Origin of the sequence: Thalassotalea sp. PP2-459 (assembly GCF_001913705.1) — a bacterium.
GTDB lineage: Bacteria > Pseudomonadota > Gammaproteobacteria > Enterobacterales > Alteromonadaceae > Thalassotalea_C > Thalassotalea_C hakodatensis.
The window spans coordinates 56,853-74,782 of record NZ_MKQD01000056.1 but is presented as its reverse complement, the minus strand read 5'-3'; the positions used below and the strand labels follow the sequence as shown (position 1 = coordinate 74,782).

The following is a 17,930-nucleotide window of genomic DNA, read 5'->3' as shown; positions in this document are numbered from 1 at the left end:
TTCAAATTTTCACCTGTGAAAAAAGCGCGTTAGCTTGCTTCGCTATGACGATAGTGAATAGGTAGCTCGTTTAACAGCGTATTTTGTCGTTCAACTACCTTTAAACGTCGTTAGACATTGCTTTGTTTACAACATTTTAGTCGATTGTACACTACAGATATATTAAATTGATACTAGTGAATTATCGATGTTAACCATAAGAAATTTATCTAAAACGTACGACAATGGTGTTCAAGCAATCAAATCGGTATCTCTTGATATCGAACCAGGATTATTTGGTTTACTTGGACCAAATGGCGCTGGTAAGTCGTCACTTATGAGGACTATTGCAACATTACAGCAACCATCGCATGGCCAAATTAGTTTTGATAATAAAGATATTATTAAAAATCCTAATATTATTCGCAACTGTTTAGGTTATTTACCTCAGGAGTTTGGTGTATACCCCAAAGTATCTTGCTACGACTTGCTAGATCATCTTGCACTTTTGAAAGGAATAACGGATAAAAATACCCGAAAAAAACAAATAGAACAGTTGCTTTATCAAACCAATTTGTATGATGTTAGAAAGAAGGATGTTAGTTCATATTCTGGAGGGATGCGTCAGCGATTTGGTATTGCGCAAGCACTGCTAGGATCTCCCAAATTAATTATTGTCGATGAACCTACCGCAGGTCTAGATCCACAAGAACGCAATAGATTTCATAATCTATTGTGTGAAATCAGTGAAAATATTGTCGTCATTCTCTCAACGCATATTGTCGAAGATGTTAGCCAATTATGTCCTAATATGGCTATTTTAGCCGCTGGCGAAGTTCGACTGCAGGGCAAACCTGCTGACCTAATTAAGCGAATTGAAGGTACTATTTGGAGTAAAATGATCAATAAAGATCAGTTAGCTTATTACAAATCGACATTTAATGTGATTTCAGAACGTCTGATCACGGGTAAAACACAAATTATTATTCAAAGTGATTTTCAACCTGAGATTGGCAGCGAACCAGTAGAAGCAAATTTAGAAGATGTTTACTTTTCAACGTTAAACAAAGTCTCTCAATCAGATACAGGTGAGTTTGGAGGTAGCTATGCTTAAAGGATTAACGCTATTTGAGCTAAAGTATCATCTTAAACAAGGGAGTTTTTGGGCGGTAACGTTTTGTTTCGTTTGGATGGCTGTTTTGATTAACTCGCAGCGTGGCTCTGCACTATTATATGCAAATTCAGCTTCTGCGATCACACAAACGCTTTTGTTTATATCTCCTTATATTATTTTTGCATTATGTGTCTTGGCTTCTGCAACATTGATCCGAGATAGTCAATTTAAGATGGAATCCATCATTTTTACAACGCCTATGGATAAATTTCAGTATCTCGCAAGTCGTTATTTGGGGATTGTCACTTCATCGATAATACTGTTTGCTATTGTACTTGTTGCCATGATGTTAGGTGTATTATTTTTAGATGAAAGCTTGGTAGGGCCAATTAACATTAGTCATTATTTTTTAGCTTTTTTTATATTTATTCTACCCACTATTTTATTGTGTTCATCAGTCGTTTTTTCGACGGCAATGCTATCTAAAAATACCATTGCTGTTTATGTAGCTGGCATAACGATTTTCGTACTTTACCTATTAGTATCTATTTTGGGGAATTCCCCTTTAATTGCCGGTTCTAATACGCTATTAAGCGATAGTAACGGGTTTACGGCATTAATGGAGCCATATGGCTTAATCGCTTTTATGGAACAATCTGCGTTTTGGAATAGTACCCAACGTAATATATTAACACCGGAGTTGTCAGGTAATCTTCTTCTCAATCGCTTGCTTTGGCTTGCTGTTAGTGCTGGACTTTTTTCGTATACGTATCATAAGTTTAGTTTTAGGACCGTTAACAAAATATCCAAGAAGCCACAGAGAACATTTGACAATCAAGCTAGCCAATTATCGCCTATCCAATCACAAAGCTATCAAACAGTGAAGCCTCAGCAAGATTTTGAAAAATTTAACGTATCGATTTGGTTTTCAAAACTTAAGCTAGAATATTTAACTGCGACCAAAGGTAAAACATTTATCGTATTGTTACTTGTTACTATGGTCTTTACTTTGGGGAATTTAGCCGGGAATATTTTTAACGGACCAATAAACAATGGTCAGCCCTATTACCCATTAACGTCAATTATATTAGAGCTATTAGAACAACCATTAGCTGATATCGGCATGTTGATTGCCATCTTTTATTCTGTCGAATTATATTGGAACGAACGTGATTTAAAAGTTGATTCGCTAGTTGATACGACACCAACGAGAAACGTAACGTTTTATTTAGCAAAGTTAATTACCGTTATTATGGTTTGTTTTACCTTGATAACCACTGCAATAGTAATTGCTATTGGCTTTCAGCTGTCACAAGGTATTGTTGATATTCAACCTTGGTTATACCTTATATTGTACTACTATGCTGGTGTCCCAATGCTATTAGCGGCTTTTCTAGCGCTTAGCTTGCAGCGATTAGCTAAAAACAAAGCCTTAGGATTATTACTCGCTCTCGCCGTTTTTTTCCTTAGTGTTTTCGTTAAAAATTTAGGCTTAGAGCACCCGTTAACTATTTTGGCGTACCGTCCGCAGTTTATTTTTTCTAACATGGCGGATACGATTTACCACGATGGGGCTGTTCATTGGTATAATCTTTATTGGTTATCGTTTGGTCTTATTATTTCGCTGCTCACGGTTAAGTATTGGCAACGCGGTAACTCTAATATTGCACAGAAACTCTCGAGGAGCAGCACCTACTTATTAGCTAGCGTTGTCGTGATTTTTCTTACAAGTGGTAGCTATATTTTCTATCAAACTAATATCTTTAATGAATATTCTTCAAAAGAGCAAACATTGCAGCTGATGCAGGATTATGAAGTTCAATATGCTGCATTAGCTCATTTACCTCAACCAACTGTGATAGATATAAATGTTAATGTTGACATATTTCCAGACACTAGACGCTATCAGGCCAAAGGGCGCTATATTATTGAGAATCAAACCCAAGAAGATATTAACGAGGTGATGGTTTCAATATTTAAGCAAAGTCACATAACCCAAAACATTACCTTTAATGAGGCTGCACTTGAACGCTACGATGAAAAATATCAAACCTATTTTTTTACATTAAATACGCCAATGAAAGCAGGTGAGAAGCGGACACTTACGTTTGACTTTTCCGTGACACATAATGCTTTTTCAGCACTCGATGGTGAACATTACGTAACAAAAGGTGGCGCCTACATTGAACTTGAAGACATCATGCCGCAATTTGGCTATGACTTACGCTATGTTATTGATGATGAGGAAGAAAGGAGTAAGCGGGGCTTACCTTTAGTTACACTGGCGATGCCAACAAAAGACATGCAGATATCGAGAGACGACTGGGTTAATTTTGAGACGATTGTTTCCACAAAGAAGTCGCATCAAGCATTAACAGTAGGACGCTTAAAAAATACGTGGCTAGATGAAGGTAGGCGTTTTTTTCATTATCAAACTGACGGAAAAGTTCAACGTCAGTTAGCGTATATCTCTGCAGAATTTGAGCAGATTAGAGAAACATATAAAGGCGTTGAAATTAGTTTTTTTCATAGCCCTGAACATAATAAGGATAGTCAGTATGTACTTAATGCGCTAAAGCATACAATGGATTATTTTTCTGAGAACTTTGGTGATTACCAATCAAATCAATTTACGGTTGTTGAACTACCTTATTTTTCTAGTGCTCAATCCTTTGGTAGTGCTCAACCGGGGATGTATTTAGGCGTAGAGAATCGTTTTTTCAATCTTGATAATCGTAATGTTGAAAATAGTGAATTTAACCCGCTATTACGAGGCGTTTCCCATGAGTTTTCTCACCAATACTGGGGCGGTTATATTGAACCAAATTATGTAGGTGGTTACGCTCTTTTGACTGAAACATTAAGCAAGTATAGTGAGTTAGTGCTATCAAGAAAGGTGTATGGCGAATATTCAACAAACCTTGAAGTTCACTTGTCATTAGACCGTTATTTGCGCGCTAGGTCTTATAGCAACAATATCGAAAAACCTTTATTTTCTACAGGAATGGAACCACATATTTATTATGCTAAAGGTAAGCAAACAATGCATGCTTTACTGGACTTACTTGGAGAAGAGAAAATTAACCAAGCGTTGAGAGACTTACTAAGCAAACATGGTTACCCCAATAAACCAACATCACTGGATTTATTAAATGAATTCTATTTAGTGTCAAACGACGGTCAAAAAGGAATAATAGATGATCTATTTAAGCGCGTTGTTTTCCATGATTTTTCGCTGCATAGTGCTAAAACCACTCTGTTAAATAGTGGCTTTTATGAAACGGAAATTGATATAAGTACCGTCAAACTTGTGTTAGATGTAAAAACTAATACCGAAGAAAAAGCACCTATCAATGACAGCTTAGATGTCGCGTTATATTCAGGGTTTCCCAAAGTGAACAACGAAAATATGCTTTCGATTCAGAAAGTGAAATTTAATAAAGAACGCAATATTGTCTTGATAAAATCTAAAGAAAAACCAAGTCACGTGACTATTGATCCGAATCGATTCCGAATCGATAGGAATATAGCCGACAATACAATTGCAGTTAAGTTGCATTAACACACGTTTAACTACTGCCTTACCAGCCAATATTAAAAAGTTTGGAGTCTCCTTAAAAGCTAACGCTTTTTCGGAGGCAACTGTTGCTGACTTTTATTTACCATAAAAAAGGAAAATACCATGAAATTGATTAGCCTCATCACTTTAATCTTGTTATCAATGAACGCAATTGCAACTAACGATAAAACGCTTTTAGATGCCAAAAAGGCGTACTTTCATCGTGACTATCAACAAGTAATGAGCATTGTTAAAGCATTACAAGTGACTAAGACTGAAAATAAGTCGTTAATGGCAGAAGTAGCACTATTGCAGGCTGCAATTGACATTCAAAAAGGTGTTAAGGGAGCAGACGAGCATTTAGCACAGATTATTGCCAAGAATGATGAAAAGGCGAGTTTTCATTATATGGCCTCGAGACTGTGGTATCGTCATGCGAAAAACTCTTCAATATTTAGTAAGATGTCAATCTATAAAAAGCATGTTAAAGCGAGTATAAGGGCAGCAACGTTAGCGCCTGAAAATGAACGCTATCAATATATTGCTGCTCGTGCTTACGGACAACCATCTATGATGGGCGGTGATAACGATAAACAGAAGCTTATTGTTGATAAATTAATGATTAACAATTCAGCCTTTGCACAAATGGCAATGATGGATTATTTACAAAATACACAAGATAAAGTCAATGCTCTTCCATTTATCAAGCAAGTTTCTGTAACCTACAAAGATAATATTGAAGTGCTTGAAAGAGCTGCTCAATTACTTTGGACTTTTGATGAAAAAGAGCAAGCTGGCAAGTTATTTTCCACTGTCTGTTCTCTACCGCCAGGTGAATTCGAAGCCTATGTGAAATGGAGTGATGCTTGCTTTTTAAGTGCTTCTTTTGCCGTTGAAGGTATTTTAACAAAAGAAATTGGTTTAACGTCAATTAACCGTTTAATTGAGTTTACTTTTGTTGATGATGATGAGTCACAAGAGGCATTATCAATTAGCGCAAAGTTAAATTTATAGATAAAGGGCTTTTATTGAAAGTTTTATCATACTCTCGAATTACGTATGATAAAATTTCCAGCTAATTAAAACATCTTTTAGAGATTTAATTCTTATCATGTCGACTGAAAAATTATTAGCACCGATATTATCGTTTTTACAATACGAAACACCACAAAGGTGGATTGATCAAGCGGCTAAAAAGGAAAGTTTAGATATTATCTTAATCGACCATTTAATTTGTGAATTAAAAGCCGCGCAATCGGCCATGTTCTTAATTCGTAAATATGCAGTAGATAAACAAAGTGCTAATGCCTTACTCGCTTGGTTAGAGCCTTTTGAAACGCTTATTTATAAGAGGGAAGGGGATTGGCGCGAGCTGCCTTCAAAAAATAAGCTGACTAAATCAGTTATTCCAAGGTCAGATTCAAAATACGGACAAGATCTTATCGATAAAATGGTAGTATTGATTAAAGAAGAGTTACACCATTTTTATCAGGTGCTAGAGATCATGGATGAATACGGTGTTGAATACCGCAGCATTACTCCATGTAGATACGCGAAAGGTATGTTACGTAACGTGAAAACATTTGAGCCAGATGCGATGATTGATAAATTAATCGTGGGTGCTTACATTGAAGCGCGATCTTGTGAACGGTTTGCAAAGTTAGCGCCTCATGTTGATAAACGCTTAGGGGATTTCTATATATCGTTGCTGCGTTCCGAAGCTCGTCATTATCAAGATTATTTAACCCTGGCAGAAGAAATAGCGGGTCACGATATTTCAGAACGAATTACTTATTTTGGTGAAATTGAAGCTGAACTTATTTTAACAGCTGATGAAGATTTTAAGTTTCATTCAGGTGTACCTGCGTGCTCATTTAACGACTAAAAGGCACATTTTCTAACGTGATGCTACCAGGACTGACATATAAAATAGAACCTTGTTCATACCAATCGCCTAATACTATGCGTTTAGCTGGCTCATCATTTACCGTTAACTCATGTGTTGCTGGGCGATGCGTATGCCCGTGGATCAGAAGTTTTGATTGATTTTCTGCTAAACATTGAACTACTTCACTTGGCGTAACATCCATAATATCTTGTGATTTCATCGCGGTTGATTGTGCACTTTTCTTGCGATAATTTTGTGCGATTTTACGTCGTACAAATAATGGTAAACTTTTTATTATTGCTTGCCACCACCAACTACGTGATTTTTTCCGAAATGCTTGGTAATCAACATCGCGAGTACATAAGGTATCACCGTGCATGATCACGGCCTTTTGGCCATATAAATCAACCGTGGCGATATCTGGTAATAGTGTCATACCACAGCGCTGTGCATAGCGTTTTCCTAGCAGAAAGTCTCGATTCCCCTGAATAAAGTATATTGCCGTGCCTGTCTGACTAAGTATTTTAAGGTTTTGCGCAATTTGAATCACCAGTGGTGAATCATCGTCATCGCCGATCCAATACTCAAACAGGTCACCTAAAATATAGAGTGCTTGGGCTTTTGGCGCATCTTTTTTAAGAAATGACAAAAAACAGGCCGTAATATCCGGCCTGTCTTCTGCTAAATGTAAGTCGGCAATAAAATAAGTGATATTCGACATACGTTAACTAATGTTACTCAACGATTGTATCGTTAATAATAATTTCATCTTTTGGTACATCATCATGGAAGCCAAAGCGACCTGTTTCAACGAGTGTCATTTTGTCAACAATATCCATACCTTCAACAACTTCACCGAATACGCAGTATCCCCAACCTTGAACGGTCTCGTTTTTAAAATTAAGAAAATCGTTATCTGTTAGGTTAATAAAAAACTGTGCAGATGCTGAATGCGGGTCTTGTGTACGTGCCATGGCTAACGTACCACGTGTATTTGATAAACCGTTGTTGGCTTCATTTTCAATACTTTCGCCGCTTTCTTTTTCTTCCATGCCTGAAGCAAAGCCACCGCCTTGCGCCATAAAACCTTTGATTACGCGATGAAAGATAGTGCCATTATAAAAGCCATCTTTAGCGTATTGTTCGAAATTTTTTGCAGTAACAGGCGCTTTATCGAAGTTCAATTCAATTTTGATATCGCCTAAAGAAGTTTGAAAAGTGATCATATTTTTATCTCTGATAAAGTTTGTGGAAGGATTGTAACCTAATGGCTAAATCTGTAAAGGGAAGTGGTGATTATAATACTAAGTTCAGTTACAATGCCGATGCTTAAATAAACCTACTGATCAGGAGTCAGAAAACCTCATGTTACAAATGTACAACACACTTACCCGTGAAAAGGAAACATTTACCCCGATTAACCAAGGTAAAGTAGGATTGTATGTTTGTGGTTGTACGGTTTATGACTTGTGCCACATTGGTCATGGTAGAACGTATATTAGTTTTGACAATATTGTACGTTACCTGAGATTTTCTGGGTATGACGTGAACTACGTACGCAACATTACTGATGTGGAAGATAAAATCATTAAACGTGCTATTGAAAACAATGAAACGCCAGAAGCACTTACTGAGCGTACCATTGGCTATATGCATGAAGATTTTGATGCGTTAAATATTCTTCGCCCTGATTTAGAGCCTCGTGTAACAACGCACATGGCTGAAATTATTGACATGATTGATTCATTGGTCGCCAAGAAACATGCATATGTTGCCGAAAGCGGGGATGTATTGTTTGATGTGTCAAGCTTTGCTGAATATGGACAGCTTAGTGGCCAAAATTTAGAACAGTTGCAAGCGGGCTCTCGTGTTGACGTAGATACTACTAAACGTAATCCGTTAGACTTTGTTTTGTGGAAAACGGCAAAACCAGAAGAGCCTAGTTGGGATTCACCATGGGGCGCAGGTCGCCCTGGTTGGCACATCGAATGTTCTGCAATGAATGCGAAAGAACTAGGCAAACACTTTGATATTCATGGTGGTGGCTCTGATTTACAGTTTCCACATCATGAAAACGAAATAGCGCAAAGCTGCTGTGCATTAGATACACCCTATGTAAATTACTGGATGCATACCGGTATGGTACAGGTCGATCAAGAGAAAATGTCTAAATCTCTTGGTAACTTTTTTACCATTCGTGATGTATTGAAACAGTATGATGCAGAAACCACACGTTTCTTTTTAACCACGGGACATTACCGTAGCCAACTAAATTATTCGACGGAAAATTTAGAGCAAGCACGTGCATCTGTTGAACGTATATATACGGCATTACGTGATGTTGAAATTAATGAAAATCAAGTATTTGATCTAGAAACTGAGCTCGATTGTAACAACGACGCTGTCATTTGGTTCAAAAATGCTATGGACGATGATTTCAATACTCCGGAAGCACTATCTGCTTTGTTTTATATTGCTAAAGAGCTAAATGTAGCTAAGAAAAACGATGAAGTAAAAGCTAAACAATTGGCTTTCACTTTAAAAACATTGGGTGGAGTCTTAGGTTTATTTCAACTTGACCCAGAGCTTTTTCTTAAAGGCAGCGAGAATGACGATGAAATTGCTGTCATTGAAGCATTAATCGCTCAACGTAATCAAGCACGTGCAGATAAAAACTGGGCGCTTGCTGATGAAGCACGCGATAAGTTAAAAGCGATGAACATCATACTAGAAGATAGCGCAGGCAAAACAACGTGGCGTAAAGGCTAAACGTAGCATTGTATTTGATAATAAAAAGCCCGACTAACAATAGTTAACCGGGCTTTTTTAATGTCTGATATTTTATGCTTGGCTAAATTCTTCACAAGCGATGAGTGTGTTTTCAATCAAACTTGCTACCGTCATTGGACCAACACCGCCAGGTACAGGGGTAATAAAAGCCGCTTTATTTTTTGCTACGTCAAACTCAACGTCACCGACCAACGTACCGTTACTTAAACGATTAATACCAACATCAATCACGATAGCGTCTTCTTTTATCCATTCACCAGGTATAAAAGCGGGCTTTCCAACTGCAACTACCAATAAGTCAGCGTTACGTACTTTTGTTTCTAAGTTTTTTGTAAAACGATGGGTGGTGGTAACCGTACAGCCAGCTAGTAATAACTCAAGAGTCATCGGTCTACCAACAATATTAGAGGCACCCACTACTAGTGCGTCTAAACCGTGAGGATGAACGCCAGTAGATTCGAATAAGGTCATTATCCCTTTTGGTGTACAAGGACGAAGACCAGGTTGTCTTAGCGCTAATTTACCTACATTTGATGGGTGAAAACCGTCAACATCTTTATGTGGCGCAATGGTTTCTATCACTAAATTAGCATCTAACCCTTCTGGTAAGGGTAATTGCACTAAAATGCCATCTATTTCATCATCACTATTTAATTCTCTAACAAGAGATAAAAGTTCATCTTCTGAGGTCGTTTCTGGTAAGTCATATGAACGAGATACAAAACCGACTTCTTCACAAGCACGACGTTTGCTACCAACGTAGACTTCAGAAGCAGGATCTTTGCCCACTAAAATCACCGCTAAACCAGGCGCACGCAAGCCTTGTGAAACGCGCTGTTCTACTTTTGCCTTTACAGAAGTTCTGAGTTGTTGCGCAATTTTTTTGCCGTCAATGAGAGATGCAGTCATAATTCCTAGGAAGATTAGATTAAAAACGTCGACATTTTCGCATATTTTACTTAGCAGGTGTAGATGCTATTCGTTGATATATTGTATTCATTTTGACTAAGTTAGTTTTTATTTGTAAAACTCAACTTTTAGCTACTTTTTAAGCAAATAGCTGTCAAATAATCTTGGTTTGCTGTAAAAGTGACCGAACACGTAATTTTTATTAAAAAACGTTTGACGAGCAAAGGGCAACTCGGTAATATCCGCACCCGTTGAAAGCAAGCGTGTTTTTAACAAAATGTCGGTGATTAGCGCAGCTTGGTAGCGCACTTGGTTTGGGTCCAAGGGGTCGCAAGTTCGAATCTTGCATCACCGACCACTTTTAAATTTTTCAAAATACTGTTAAATTTAAAAACGCACTTGTAGGTCATGTGCGCCCTTAGCTCAGCTGGATAGAGCAACGCCCTTCTAAGGCGTGGGTCGTAGGTTCGACTCCTACAGGGCGTGCCATTCCTGTGGTGGCTATAGCTCAGTTGGTAGAGCCCCGGATTGTGATTCCGGTTGTCGTGGGTTCAAGTCCCATTAGCCACCCCATTTCTCGTCGGTGATTAGCGCAGCTTGGTAGCGCACTTGGTTTGGGTCCAAGGGGTCGCAAGTTCGAATCTTGCATCACCGACCAATTTCTCTATGTTAGATAAATATCAACAACTTTCGTGTTCCTCTGCCACCTATAAATCAGATGAGAACTTGCGAAGCAAGTCGACAAAATTGTCTGGAACAATTTTGAACGCACGAAGTGCGACCCGAAGGGTGAAGTACAGGATGTACGGAATAATCTTGCATCACCGACCAATTTCTCTATGTTAGAATAAATATCAACAACTTTCGTGTTCCTCTGCCTCCTGTAAATCAGATGAGAACTTGCGAAGCAAGTCGACAAAATTGTCTGGAACAATTTTGAACGCACGTAGTGCGGCCCGAAGGGTGGAGTACAGGATGTACGGAATACAAAGTCTGGAACAATTTTGAACGCACGAAGTGCGACCCGAAAGGTGAAGTACAGAATGTACGGAGTAATCTTGCATCACCGACACTTTTCCTTATTGATATCGCATTTAGTTAACACCTTCTAAGCTATTAGTATTATTGATGCAGTGCTAGTTAGATATTTTAATATTCACTAGGGTCTTATATGGATTCCCCGTAGAAAAATTAAATGTACGCTGTCCTTCGAACATGTTTAATTCGTACGAAATTCGTACTCGAAAGTTCAATGCACCCCAAATCTATTCACTTTTCATATCAATGATTTCTACGAAAACCGCTTTTGACTGATTCCTGTTGGTTCAATAAATGGAAATAAGTTGATAACTTGTATAAAAATGATTTTTTCTAAATTGAATGAATGTTAATAAATCCTTTATTTTTTCTGGGGTTGGGGGCAATTTAAAGTAATTTGCTTCACCGTTCAAAAATTAATTGCTTAGAGCTCTCGACTCTGGCTAAAAGCGCCGCTATAATTTCGCGTCATTATTTTTAATCTATTCATCTTTGATTCGGATTTATTTCGAGCCTAGCTAGTCATCAGATAGGTTTCGAACAACAAGAAAGCTTGTTGCTCAGAATATAGATGCATTTTTGAAAGTGCTACAAAGTACTAAATATTGAGGTATGTAAATGCAAGTTTCAGTTGAGACTACAAAAGGTTTGGAACGTAAATTAACGATTTCAGTTCCTGCAGAGAAAGTAGACGTTGAAGTAAAAAACCGTCTTCGTCATATTGCGAAGACACAAAAGATCAATGGTTTCCGTCCTGGTAAGGTTCCACCTTCTGTTATTCAAAAGCGTTACGGTAAAGCTGTACGCCAAGAAATCGCTGGTGAAGTAATGCAACGTAATTTCGTAGAAGCGATTGTTGCTGAAAAAATTAACCCTGCAGGTCGTCCTCAATTCGTTGCTAAAAGTAATGAAGATGGTCAAGATCTAGAATTTGAAGCAACGTTCGAAGTTTATCCAGAAGTTGAATTAAAAGATTTAGATAAAATTACCGTTGAGCGTCCTGATGTTGATGTAACAGACAAAGACATTGATGAAATGTTTGTCACGTTACAGAAACAACACCAAACGTGGAAAGAAAATAAGCGTAAAACTAAGAAAGGCGATAAACTAACGATTGATTTCTTAGGCCGCGTTAATGGTGAAGAATTTGAAGGTGGTAAAGCTGAAGGTTTTGAATTAGAACTTGGTGCTGGCCGTATGATCCCTGGTTTCGAAAAAGAAATCACGGGTATGAAAGTTGATGAAGAAAAAACAATTTCTGTGACTTTCCCTGATGATTATCATGCTGAAAACTTAAAGGGCAAAGAAGCTGAATTTGACATCAAAGTGCATAAAACTGAAGGCCCAGTATTACCAAAAATTGATGACGAATTTGCTAAGCTATTCGGTGTTGAAGATGGTGGTGTAGATGCACTTCGTGATGAAGTAAGCAAAAACATGGCTCGTGAACTTTCACAAGCGGTAAAAACGAAAGTGAAAGAGCAAGTGATCAATGGCTTACTTGAAACTAACAGCGTTGACTTACCACAGTCATTAGTTGCTCAAGAAATTGATGTACTTCGTCAACAAGCTTTACAACGTTTTGGTGGTCAAATGGACCCTAAAAACTTACCTGAACTACCAGCTGAAATGTTCCAAGAACAAGCTGAGCGTCGTGTTAAAGTAGGTTTATTACTTGGTGAAGTTATCAAGCAAAATGAATTAAAAGTAGACGAAGCTAAAGTCACTGAGTTGATTGAATCTGCAGCCTCTGCTTATGAAGATCCACAAGAAGTGATTGAATACTACAAGTCTAACCAAGAAATGAATCAGCAAATGCAAAACGTAGCGCTTGAAGAACAAGCCGTTGAAGTTTTACTTGCTGGTGCAAAGGTAAAAGACAAGAAATCTAACTTCAAAGATATTATGAATCCGGAAGCTAAATAAGCTTTTTGATTGACAATAGTTCACGCAATAGCTTAAATGGCTTGTATGGAAACATATGAGCCATTTTTTTTAAAAGGAAATCGTGTTGATCACTTCTCTTACTAAATCTCAAAGTACGAATAGCCAAATTGAAAGCGCCTTAGTCCCAATGGTTGTTGAACAAACAGCAAAGGGTGAGCGTTCTTATGATATTTATTCTCGTTTGCTCAAAGAGCGCGTAATCTTTTTATGCGGCCAGGTTGAAGACCACATGGCTAACCTGATTGTCGCACAAATGCTTTTTTTAGAATCGGAAAGCGCAGAAAAAGACATTTTTTTATACATTAATTCGCCAGGCGGTTCAGTAACAGCGGGTATGGCTATTTATGACACCATGAAGTTCATTCGTCCTGATGTTAGCACTGTGTGTGTTGGCCAAGCGGCGAGCATGGGGGCATTCTTGTTATCTGGTGGCGCTAAGGGGAAACGTTACTGTTTACCTAACTCACGTGTTATGATCCATCAGCCTTTAGGCGGTTTTCAAGGTCAAGCTTCTGATTTTGAAATTCATGCGAAAGAAATTTTGACCATTAAAGAAAAAATGAATCGTTTGATGGCTGAACATACAGGGCAGCCACTCGAGAAAGTATCGGTAGATACTGATCGTGATAACTTCTTAAGTGCGCAAGCAGCAGTTGATTATGGATTAGTTGACTCCATATTTGAACGAAGAGCCGAAAAGTAACACTAAAGTAAGTATAGACATTGAGATCTGCTTATTTTGTGAAATACTTATAATATAGATATTGAATAATTTAGAGGTACCGTATGACCGATATTAAAAAAGGTGACGGTGAAAACGGCAAGTTATTATATTGTTCGTTTTGTGGTAAAAGCCAACATGAAGTGCGTAAGTTAATTGCAGGCCCTTCGGTGTTTATTTGCGACGAATGTGTTGAGTTATGTAACGACATCATCCGAGAAGAAATTAAAGAAATTTCTCCTAAGCAAGAAAAAGAAAGTTTACCTTCACCAGTAGAAATAAGAGAAAGCCTTGATGATTATGTTATCGGACAGGAGCATGCTAAAAAGGTGCTGTCGGTAGCGGTTTATAATCATTATAAGCGTTTACGTAATGGCGATTCTCACAATGGCGTTGAATTAGGCAAAAGTAATATTTTGCTGATTGGGCCTACAGGTAGTGGTAAAACGTTACTTGCTGAAACATTAGCTCGCTTACTTGATGTACCTTTCACTATGGCAGATGCAACTACGTTAACCGAAGCCGGTTACGTAGGTGAAGACGTTGAAAACATCATTCAGAAGTTACTGCAAAAATGTGATTATGATGTTGAAAAGGCACAACGTGGTATCGTTTATATCGATGAAATCGATAAAATATCTCGCAAGTCTGATAATCCGTCTATTACGCGTGATGTGTCAGGTGAAGGTGTACAACAAGCATTATTGAAACTAATAGAAGGTACTGTTGCTTCTGTGCCTCCACAAGGTGGTCGTAAACACCCTCAACAAGAGTTTTTGCAGGTTGATACCTCTAAGATTCTATTTATTTGTGGCGGTGCATTTGCGGGCTTAGATAAAGTGATTGAACAGCGTTGTGATACAGGTGCTGGCATTGGCTTTGGTGTTGAAGTTAAAGCAACTGATAGTAAGAAGTCATTGACTGAACGCTTTCAAGAAGTTGAGCCAGAAGATTTAGTTAAATATGGTTTAATTCCTGAGTTCATCGGTCGATTACCGGTTGTAGCAACATTAAGTGAACTTGATGAAAGTGCATTGATCCAAATACTACAAGAACCAAAAAATGCGTTAACCAAGCAATATTCAGCATTATTCGACATGGAAGGTGTTGAATTAGAGTTTAGAAAAGATGCCTTACAAGCGATTGCAAATAAAGCAATGGTACGTAAAACAGGTGCTCGAGGGCTACGTTCGATCGTTGAAGGTGTTTTACTTGATACGATGTATGAACTACCAACGATGGAAAACGCAACAAAAGTTGTATTAGATGAAACCGTCATCAAAGGTGAGTCTAAGCCTATTGTGATATATGAGTCTGCGCAAGATAAAGCTGCATCTGATAGTTAATTAGTGATGGATTGAAAAGAGTACTTCGGTACTCTTTTTTTTATCTTTTAAAAATTATCCGTGAAAAAACTGCATTATAGAACTATGTTGTGTGTTTATTGTACGAACATTTGCTTTTTTTCAACTAATTGTTGAAAGCGTTGCGAATAACCCCATATAGTTTTTACTAAAGATTAACACCTAAGATTTTTGCATTTAAGAGAGTCCCCGATGTCTGAAGAATCAAATCCTGTCAGCAAAATTAATGAAGTACCCGTTTTGGCCTTACGTGATGTTGTTGTTTATCCACAAATGGTCATTCCTTTATTTGTTGGCCGTGAAAAGTCGATTCGCTGTTTAGATATCGCAATGGAAAGCGACAAGCAGGTTTTTCTTGTTGCTCAAAAAGATGCCGCAGTTGATGATCCAAGCGAAAATGATGTATTTGCTACAGGCACTGTTGCTACCATTTTACAAATGTTGAAATTGCCAGATGGCACAGTGAAAGTGTTAGTTGAAGGGGTAAGGCGAGCAGAAGTTACCGAGTTTGTTGAAACAGAACAATACTTTACCGCTAATATTGCATATTTAAGCGCTGAAAATAGCGACGAAGACAGTTTAGATGTTTTAGTGCGTTCAGCTATCTCGCAATTTGAAGGTTACGTTAAGCTAAATAAGAAAATTCCACCGGAAGTACTTACGTCAATTTCAGGCATTGATGATGCAGAACAATTAGCTGATACCATGGCTGCTCATATGCCATTAAAGCTAGTAGAAAAGCAAAATGTGCTTGAAATTAAAGATATTGCTAAACGATTAGAGCATCTAATGGCATTGATGGAAGGCGAAATCGACCTTCTGCAAGTTGAAAAGAAAATACGTACTCGCGTTAAAAAACAGATGGAAAAAAGCCAGCGCGAATATTACTTGAATGAGCAAATGAAGGCGATTCAAAAAGAATTGGGTGATATGGATGATGTACCTGATGAGCTTGAACAAATCGCGAAAAAAATTGAAGATGCTCAAATGCCAAAAGAGGCGAAAGAGAAAACACAAGCTGAACTACAAAAGCTCAAAATGATGTCTTCAATGTCAGCTGAAGCAACCGTTGTGCGTAGCTATATTGATTGGATGACAAGTGTTCCATGGAAGAAACGCAGCAAATTGAAGAAAAACTTAGCGTTAGCTGAAGAAGTTTTAGAAAAAGATCACTATGGCCTTGATAAAGTAAAAGAACGCATTATCGAATATCTTGCCGTTCAACAACGCGTAAGTCAGTTAAAAGGGCCTATCTTATGTTTAGTAGGGCCTCCTGGTGTTGGTAAAACCTCTTTAGGGCAATCAATCGCTAAAGCAACTGGACGTAAGTATGTTCGCATGGCGTTAGGTGGTGTAAGAGACGAAGCTGAAATTCGCGGTCATAGAAGAACATATATTGGTTCATTACCGGGTAAACTGGTTCAGAAAATTGCCAAAGTAGGGGTGAAAAACCCATTATTCTTATTAGACGAAATTGATAAAATGGCGTCAGATATGCGAGGAGATCCATCTTCTGCGCTGTTAGAGGTATTAGATCCTGAGCAAAATACGAGTTTTAATGATCATTATTTAGAAGTGGATTACGACCTTTCAGATGTCATGTTTGTAGCAACGTCTAATAGCATGGATATTCCTGGACCATTACTTGACCGTATGGAAGTTATTCGTTTGTCTGGTTATACCGAAGATGAAAAGCTTAATATTGCTAAACGTCACTTGTTAACCAAACAAATTAAACGTAATGGCTTAAAAGACAGCGAAATTTCAGTAAAAGATAGCGCAATTATTGGTATTATCCGTTATTACACAAGAGAAGCTGGCGTACGTAGTTTAGAAAGAGAAATTTCTAAACTGTGCCGTAAGGTCGTTAAAACGATTTTGCTAGACAAAAAAGTCAAATCAGTCGAAATTTCACAGGATAACTTGGCTGACTTTCTTGGCGTGCAACGCTTTGATTATGGTAAAGCTGATGATGAGAACCGCGTTGGTTTAGTAACTGGGTTAGCTTGGACCTCTGTAGGTGGTGAGTTGCTTACTATCGAAACCGCTTCAGTACCAGGAAAAGGCAAACTCAGTTATACCGGTTCTCTCGGTGATGTAATGCAAGAATCTATACAAGCAGCGATGACGGTTGTACGTAGTCGTACGGAGGCGCTTCGTATTAATGATGATTTTTACGAGAAGCGTGATATCCACGTGCATGTACCTGAAGGAGCAACACCAAAAGATGGCCCAAGTGCCGGTATTGGTATGTGCACTGCGTTAGTATCAAGTTTAACGGGTAACCCGGTAAAAGCAGATGTAGCGATGACAGGTGAAATTACCCTTCGTGGTGAAGTGTTGCCAATCGGTGGGTTAAAGGAAAAGTTGTTGGCTGCTCACCGTGGTGGGATAAAAACGGTAGTGATCCCGAAAGATAACGAACGTGATTTAAAAGAAATTCCAGATAATGTCAAAGCTGACTTAGCAATTCATCCCGTAAAATGGATTGAAGAAGTATTAGCAATCGCGTTGGAAAACCCTATCGAGAAAGTAAAAATCACAGGTTAACACCTGAAAACTGATGCTTTTTTGAGTAAATAAGCAAAAAAAGTGAAAAAAATCGCAAAAATTTGCAATAA

The 17,930-nt window shown here is 38.1% G+C and carries 12 protein-coding genes and 4 tRNA genes; 13 read left to right on the top strand and 3 right to left on the bottom strand.

Annotated features, from left to right (window positions below; all coding sequences use genetic code 11):
- Positions 1–187 precede the first annotated feature (187 nt).
- The 4 genes from BI291_RS14340 (at position 188) to miaE (ending at position 6,537) form a co-directional block, all read left to right on the top strand.
- On the top strand, positions 188–1,093 hold the full coding sequence (locus tag BI291_RS14340; protein ID WP_074499457.1) for an ABC transporter ATP-binding protein: 906 nt from the start codon (positions 188–190) through the stop codon (positions 1,091–1,093).
- On the top strand, positions 1,086–4,655 hold the full coding sequence (locus BI291_RS14335) for a M1 family aminopeptidase (RefSeq protein WP_074499456.1): 3,570 nt from the start codon (positions 1,086–1,088) through the stop codon (positions 4,653–4,655). The genes BI291_RS14340 and BI291_RS14335 overlap by 8 nt, the downstream gene beginning before the upstream one ends.
- 120 nt (positions 4,656–4,775) lie before the next feature.
- Complete coding sequence (locus tag BI291_RS14330; protein WP_074499455.1) at positions 4,776–5,666, top strand: hypothetical protein; 891 nt, start codon at positions 4,776–4,778, stop codon at positions 5,664–5,666.
- Positions 5,667–5,763: 97 nt separating this feature from the next.
- Positions 5,764–6,537, top strand: a complete 774-nt coding sequence (miaE, locus tag BI291_RS14325) for a tRNA isopentenyl-2-thiomethyl-A-37 hydroxylase MiaE (RefSeq protein ID WP_074499454.1) — start codon at positions 5,764–5,766, stop codon at positions 6,535–6,537.
- Here miaE and lpxH read toward each other — a convergent pair.
- Entirely contained in the window at positions 6,527–7,261 is a 735-nt protein-coding gene (gene lpxH / locus BI291_RS14320; protein WP_074499453.1) for a UDP-2,3-diacylglucosamine diphosphatase, read from the bottom strand. The genes miaE and lpxH overlap by 11 nt on opposite strands.
- A gap of 13 nt (positions 7,262–7,274) precedes the next feature.
- On the bottom strand, positions 7,275–7,766 hold the full coding sequence (locus BI291_RS14315; protein ID WP_074499452.1) for a peptidylprolyl isomerase: 492 nt from the start codon (positions 7,764–7,766) through the stop codon (positions 7,275–7,277).
- 139 nt (positions 7,767–7,905) lie between these two features.
- On the opposite strand from BI291_RS14315, the gene cysS reads away from it, so the two are divergent.
- Positions 7,906–9,309: a cysteine--tRNA ligase gene (gene cysS / locus BI291_RS14310; RefSeq protein ID WP_074499451.1), complete on the top strand. Its 1,404-nt coding sequence runs from the start codon at positions 7,906–7,908 to the stop codon at positions 9,307–9,309.
- 72 nt (positions 9,310–9,381) lie between these two features.
- Here the strand turns inward: cysS and folD are convergent, their stop codons facing one another.
- The gene (gene folD / locus BI291_RS14305; RefSeq protein ID WP_074499450.1) at positions 9,382–10,239 is read right to left on the bottom strand and encodes a bifunctional methylenetetrahydrofolate dehydrogenase/methenyltetrahydrofolate cyclohydrolase FolD; all 858 of its coding nucleotides are present in this window, start codon (positions 10,237–10,239) and stop codon (positions 9,382–9,384) included.
- 281 nt (positions 10,240–10,520) lie between these two features.
- On the opposite strand from folD, the gene BI291_RS14300 reads away from it, so the two are divergent.
- The 8 genes from BI291_RS14300 to lon all read left to right on the top strand — a co-directional run bounded on the left by BI291_RS14300 (position 10,521) and on the right by lon (position 17,859).
- Positions 10,521–10,597: transfer RNA gene (locus BI291_RS14300), tRNA-Pro, on the top strand.
- A 54-nt stretch (positions 10,598–10,651) separates the two neighbouring features.
- Positions 10,652–10,728: transfer RNA gene (locus tag BI291_RS14295), tRNA-Arg, on the top strand.
- 8 nt (positions 10,729–10,736) lie between these two features.
- Positions 10,737–10,812, top strand: a tRNA-His gene (locus BI291_RS14290).
- 8 nt (positions 10,813–10,820) lie between these two features.
- Positions 10,821–10,897 (top strand) — tRNA-Pro (locus tag BI291_RS14285).
- Positions 10,898–11,895: 998 nt separating this feature from the next.
- Positions 11,896–13,203: a trigger factor gene (gene tig / locus BI291_RS14280; protein WP_074499449.1), complete on the top strand. Its 1,308-nt coding sequence runs from the start codon at positions 11,896–11,898 to the stop codon at positions 13,201–13,203.
- Between the two features lie 85 nt (positions 13,204–13,288).
- Positions 13,289–13,927 carry an ATP-dependent Clp endopeptidase proteolytic subunit ClpP gene (clpP, locus tag BI291_RS14275; protein ID WP_286271926.1) on the top strand — a complete coding sequence of 213 codons (639 nt, stop codon included), beginning with the start codon at positions 13,289–13,291 and terminating at the stop codon, positions 13,925–13,927.
- A gap of 83 nt (positions 13,928–14,010) precedes the next feature.
- Positions 14,011–15,291, top strand: coding sequence for an ATP-dependent protease ATP-binding subunit ClpX (clpX, locus tag BI291_RS14270; RefSeq protein ID WP_074499447.1), 1,281 nt, complete (start codon positions 14,011–14,013; stop codon positions 15,289–15,291).
- 210 nt (positions 15,292–15,501) lie between these two features.
- Positions 15,502–17,859 carry an endopeptidase La gene (gene lon, locus BI291_RS14265; protein WP_074499446.1) on the top strand — a complete coding sequence of 786 codons (2,358 nt, stop codon included), beginning with the start codon at positions 15,502–15,504 and terminating at the stop codon, positions 17,857–17,859.
- The last annotated feature ends 71 nt before the right edge of the window (positions 17,860–17,930 follow it).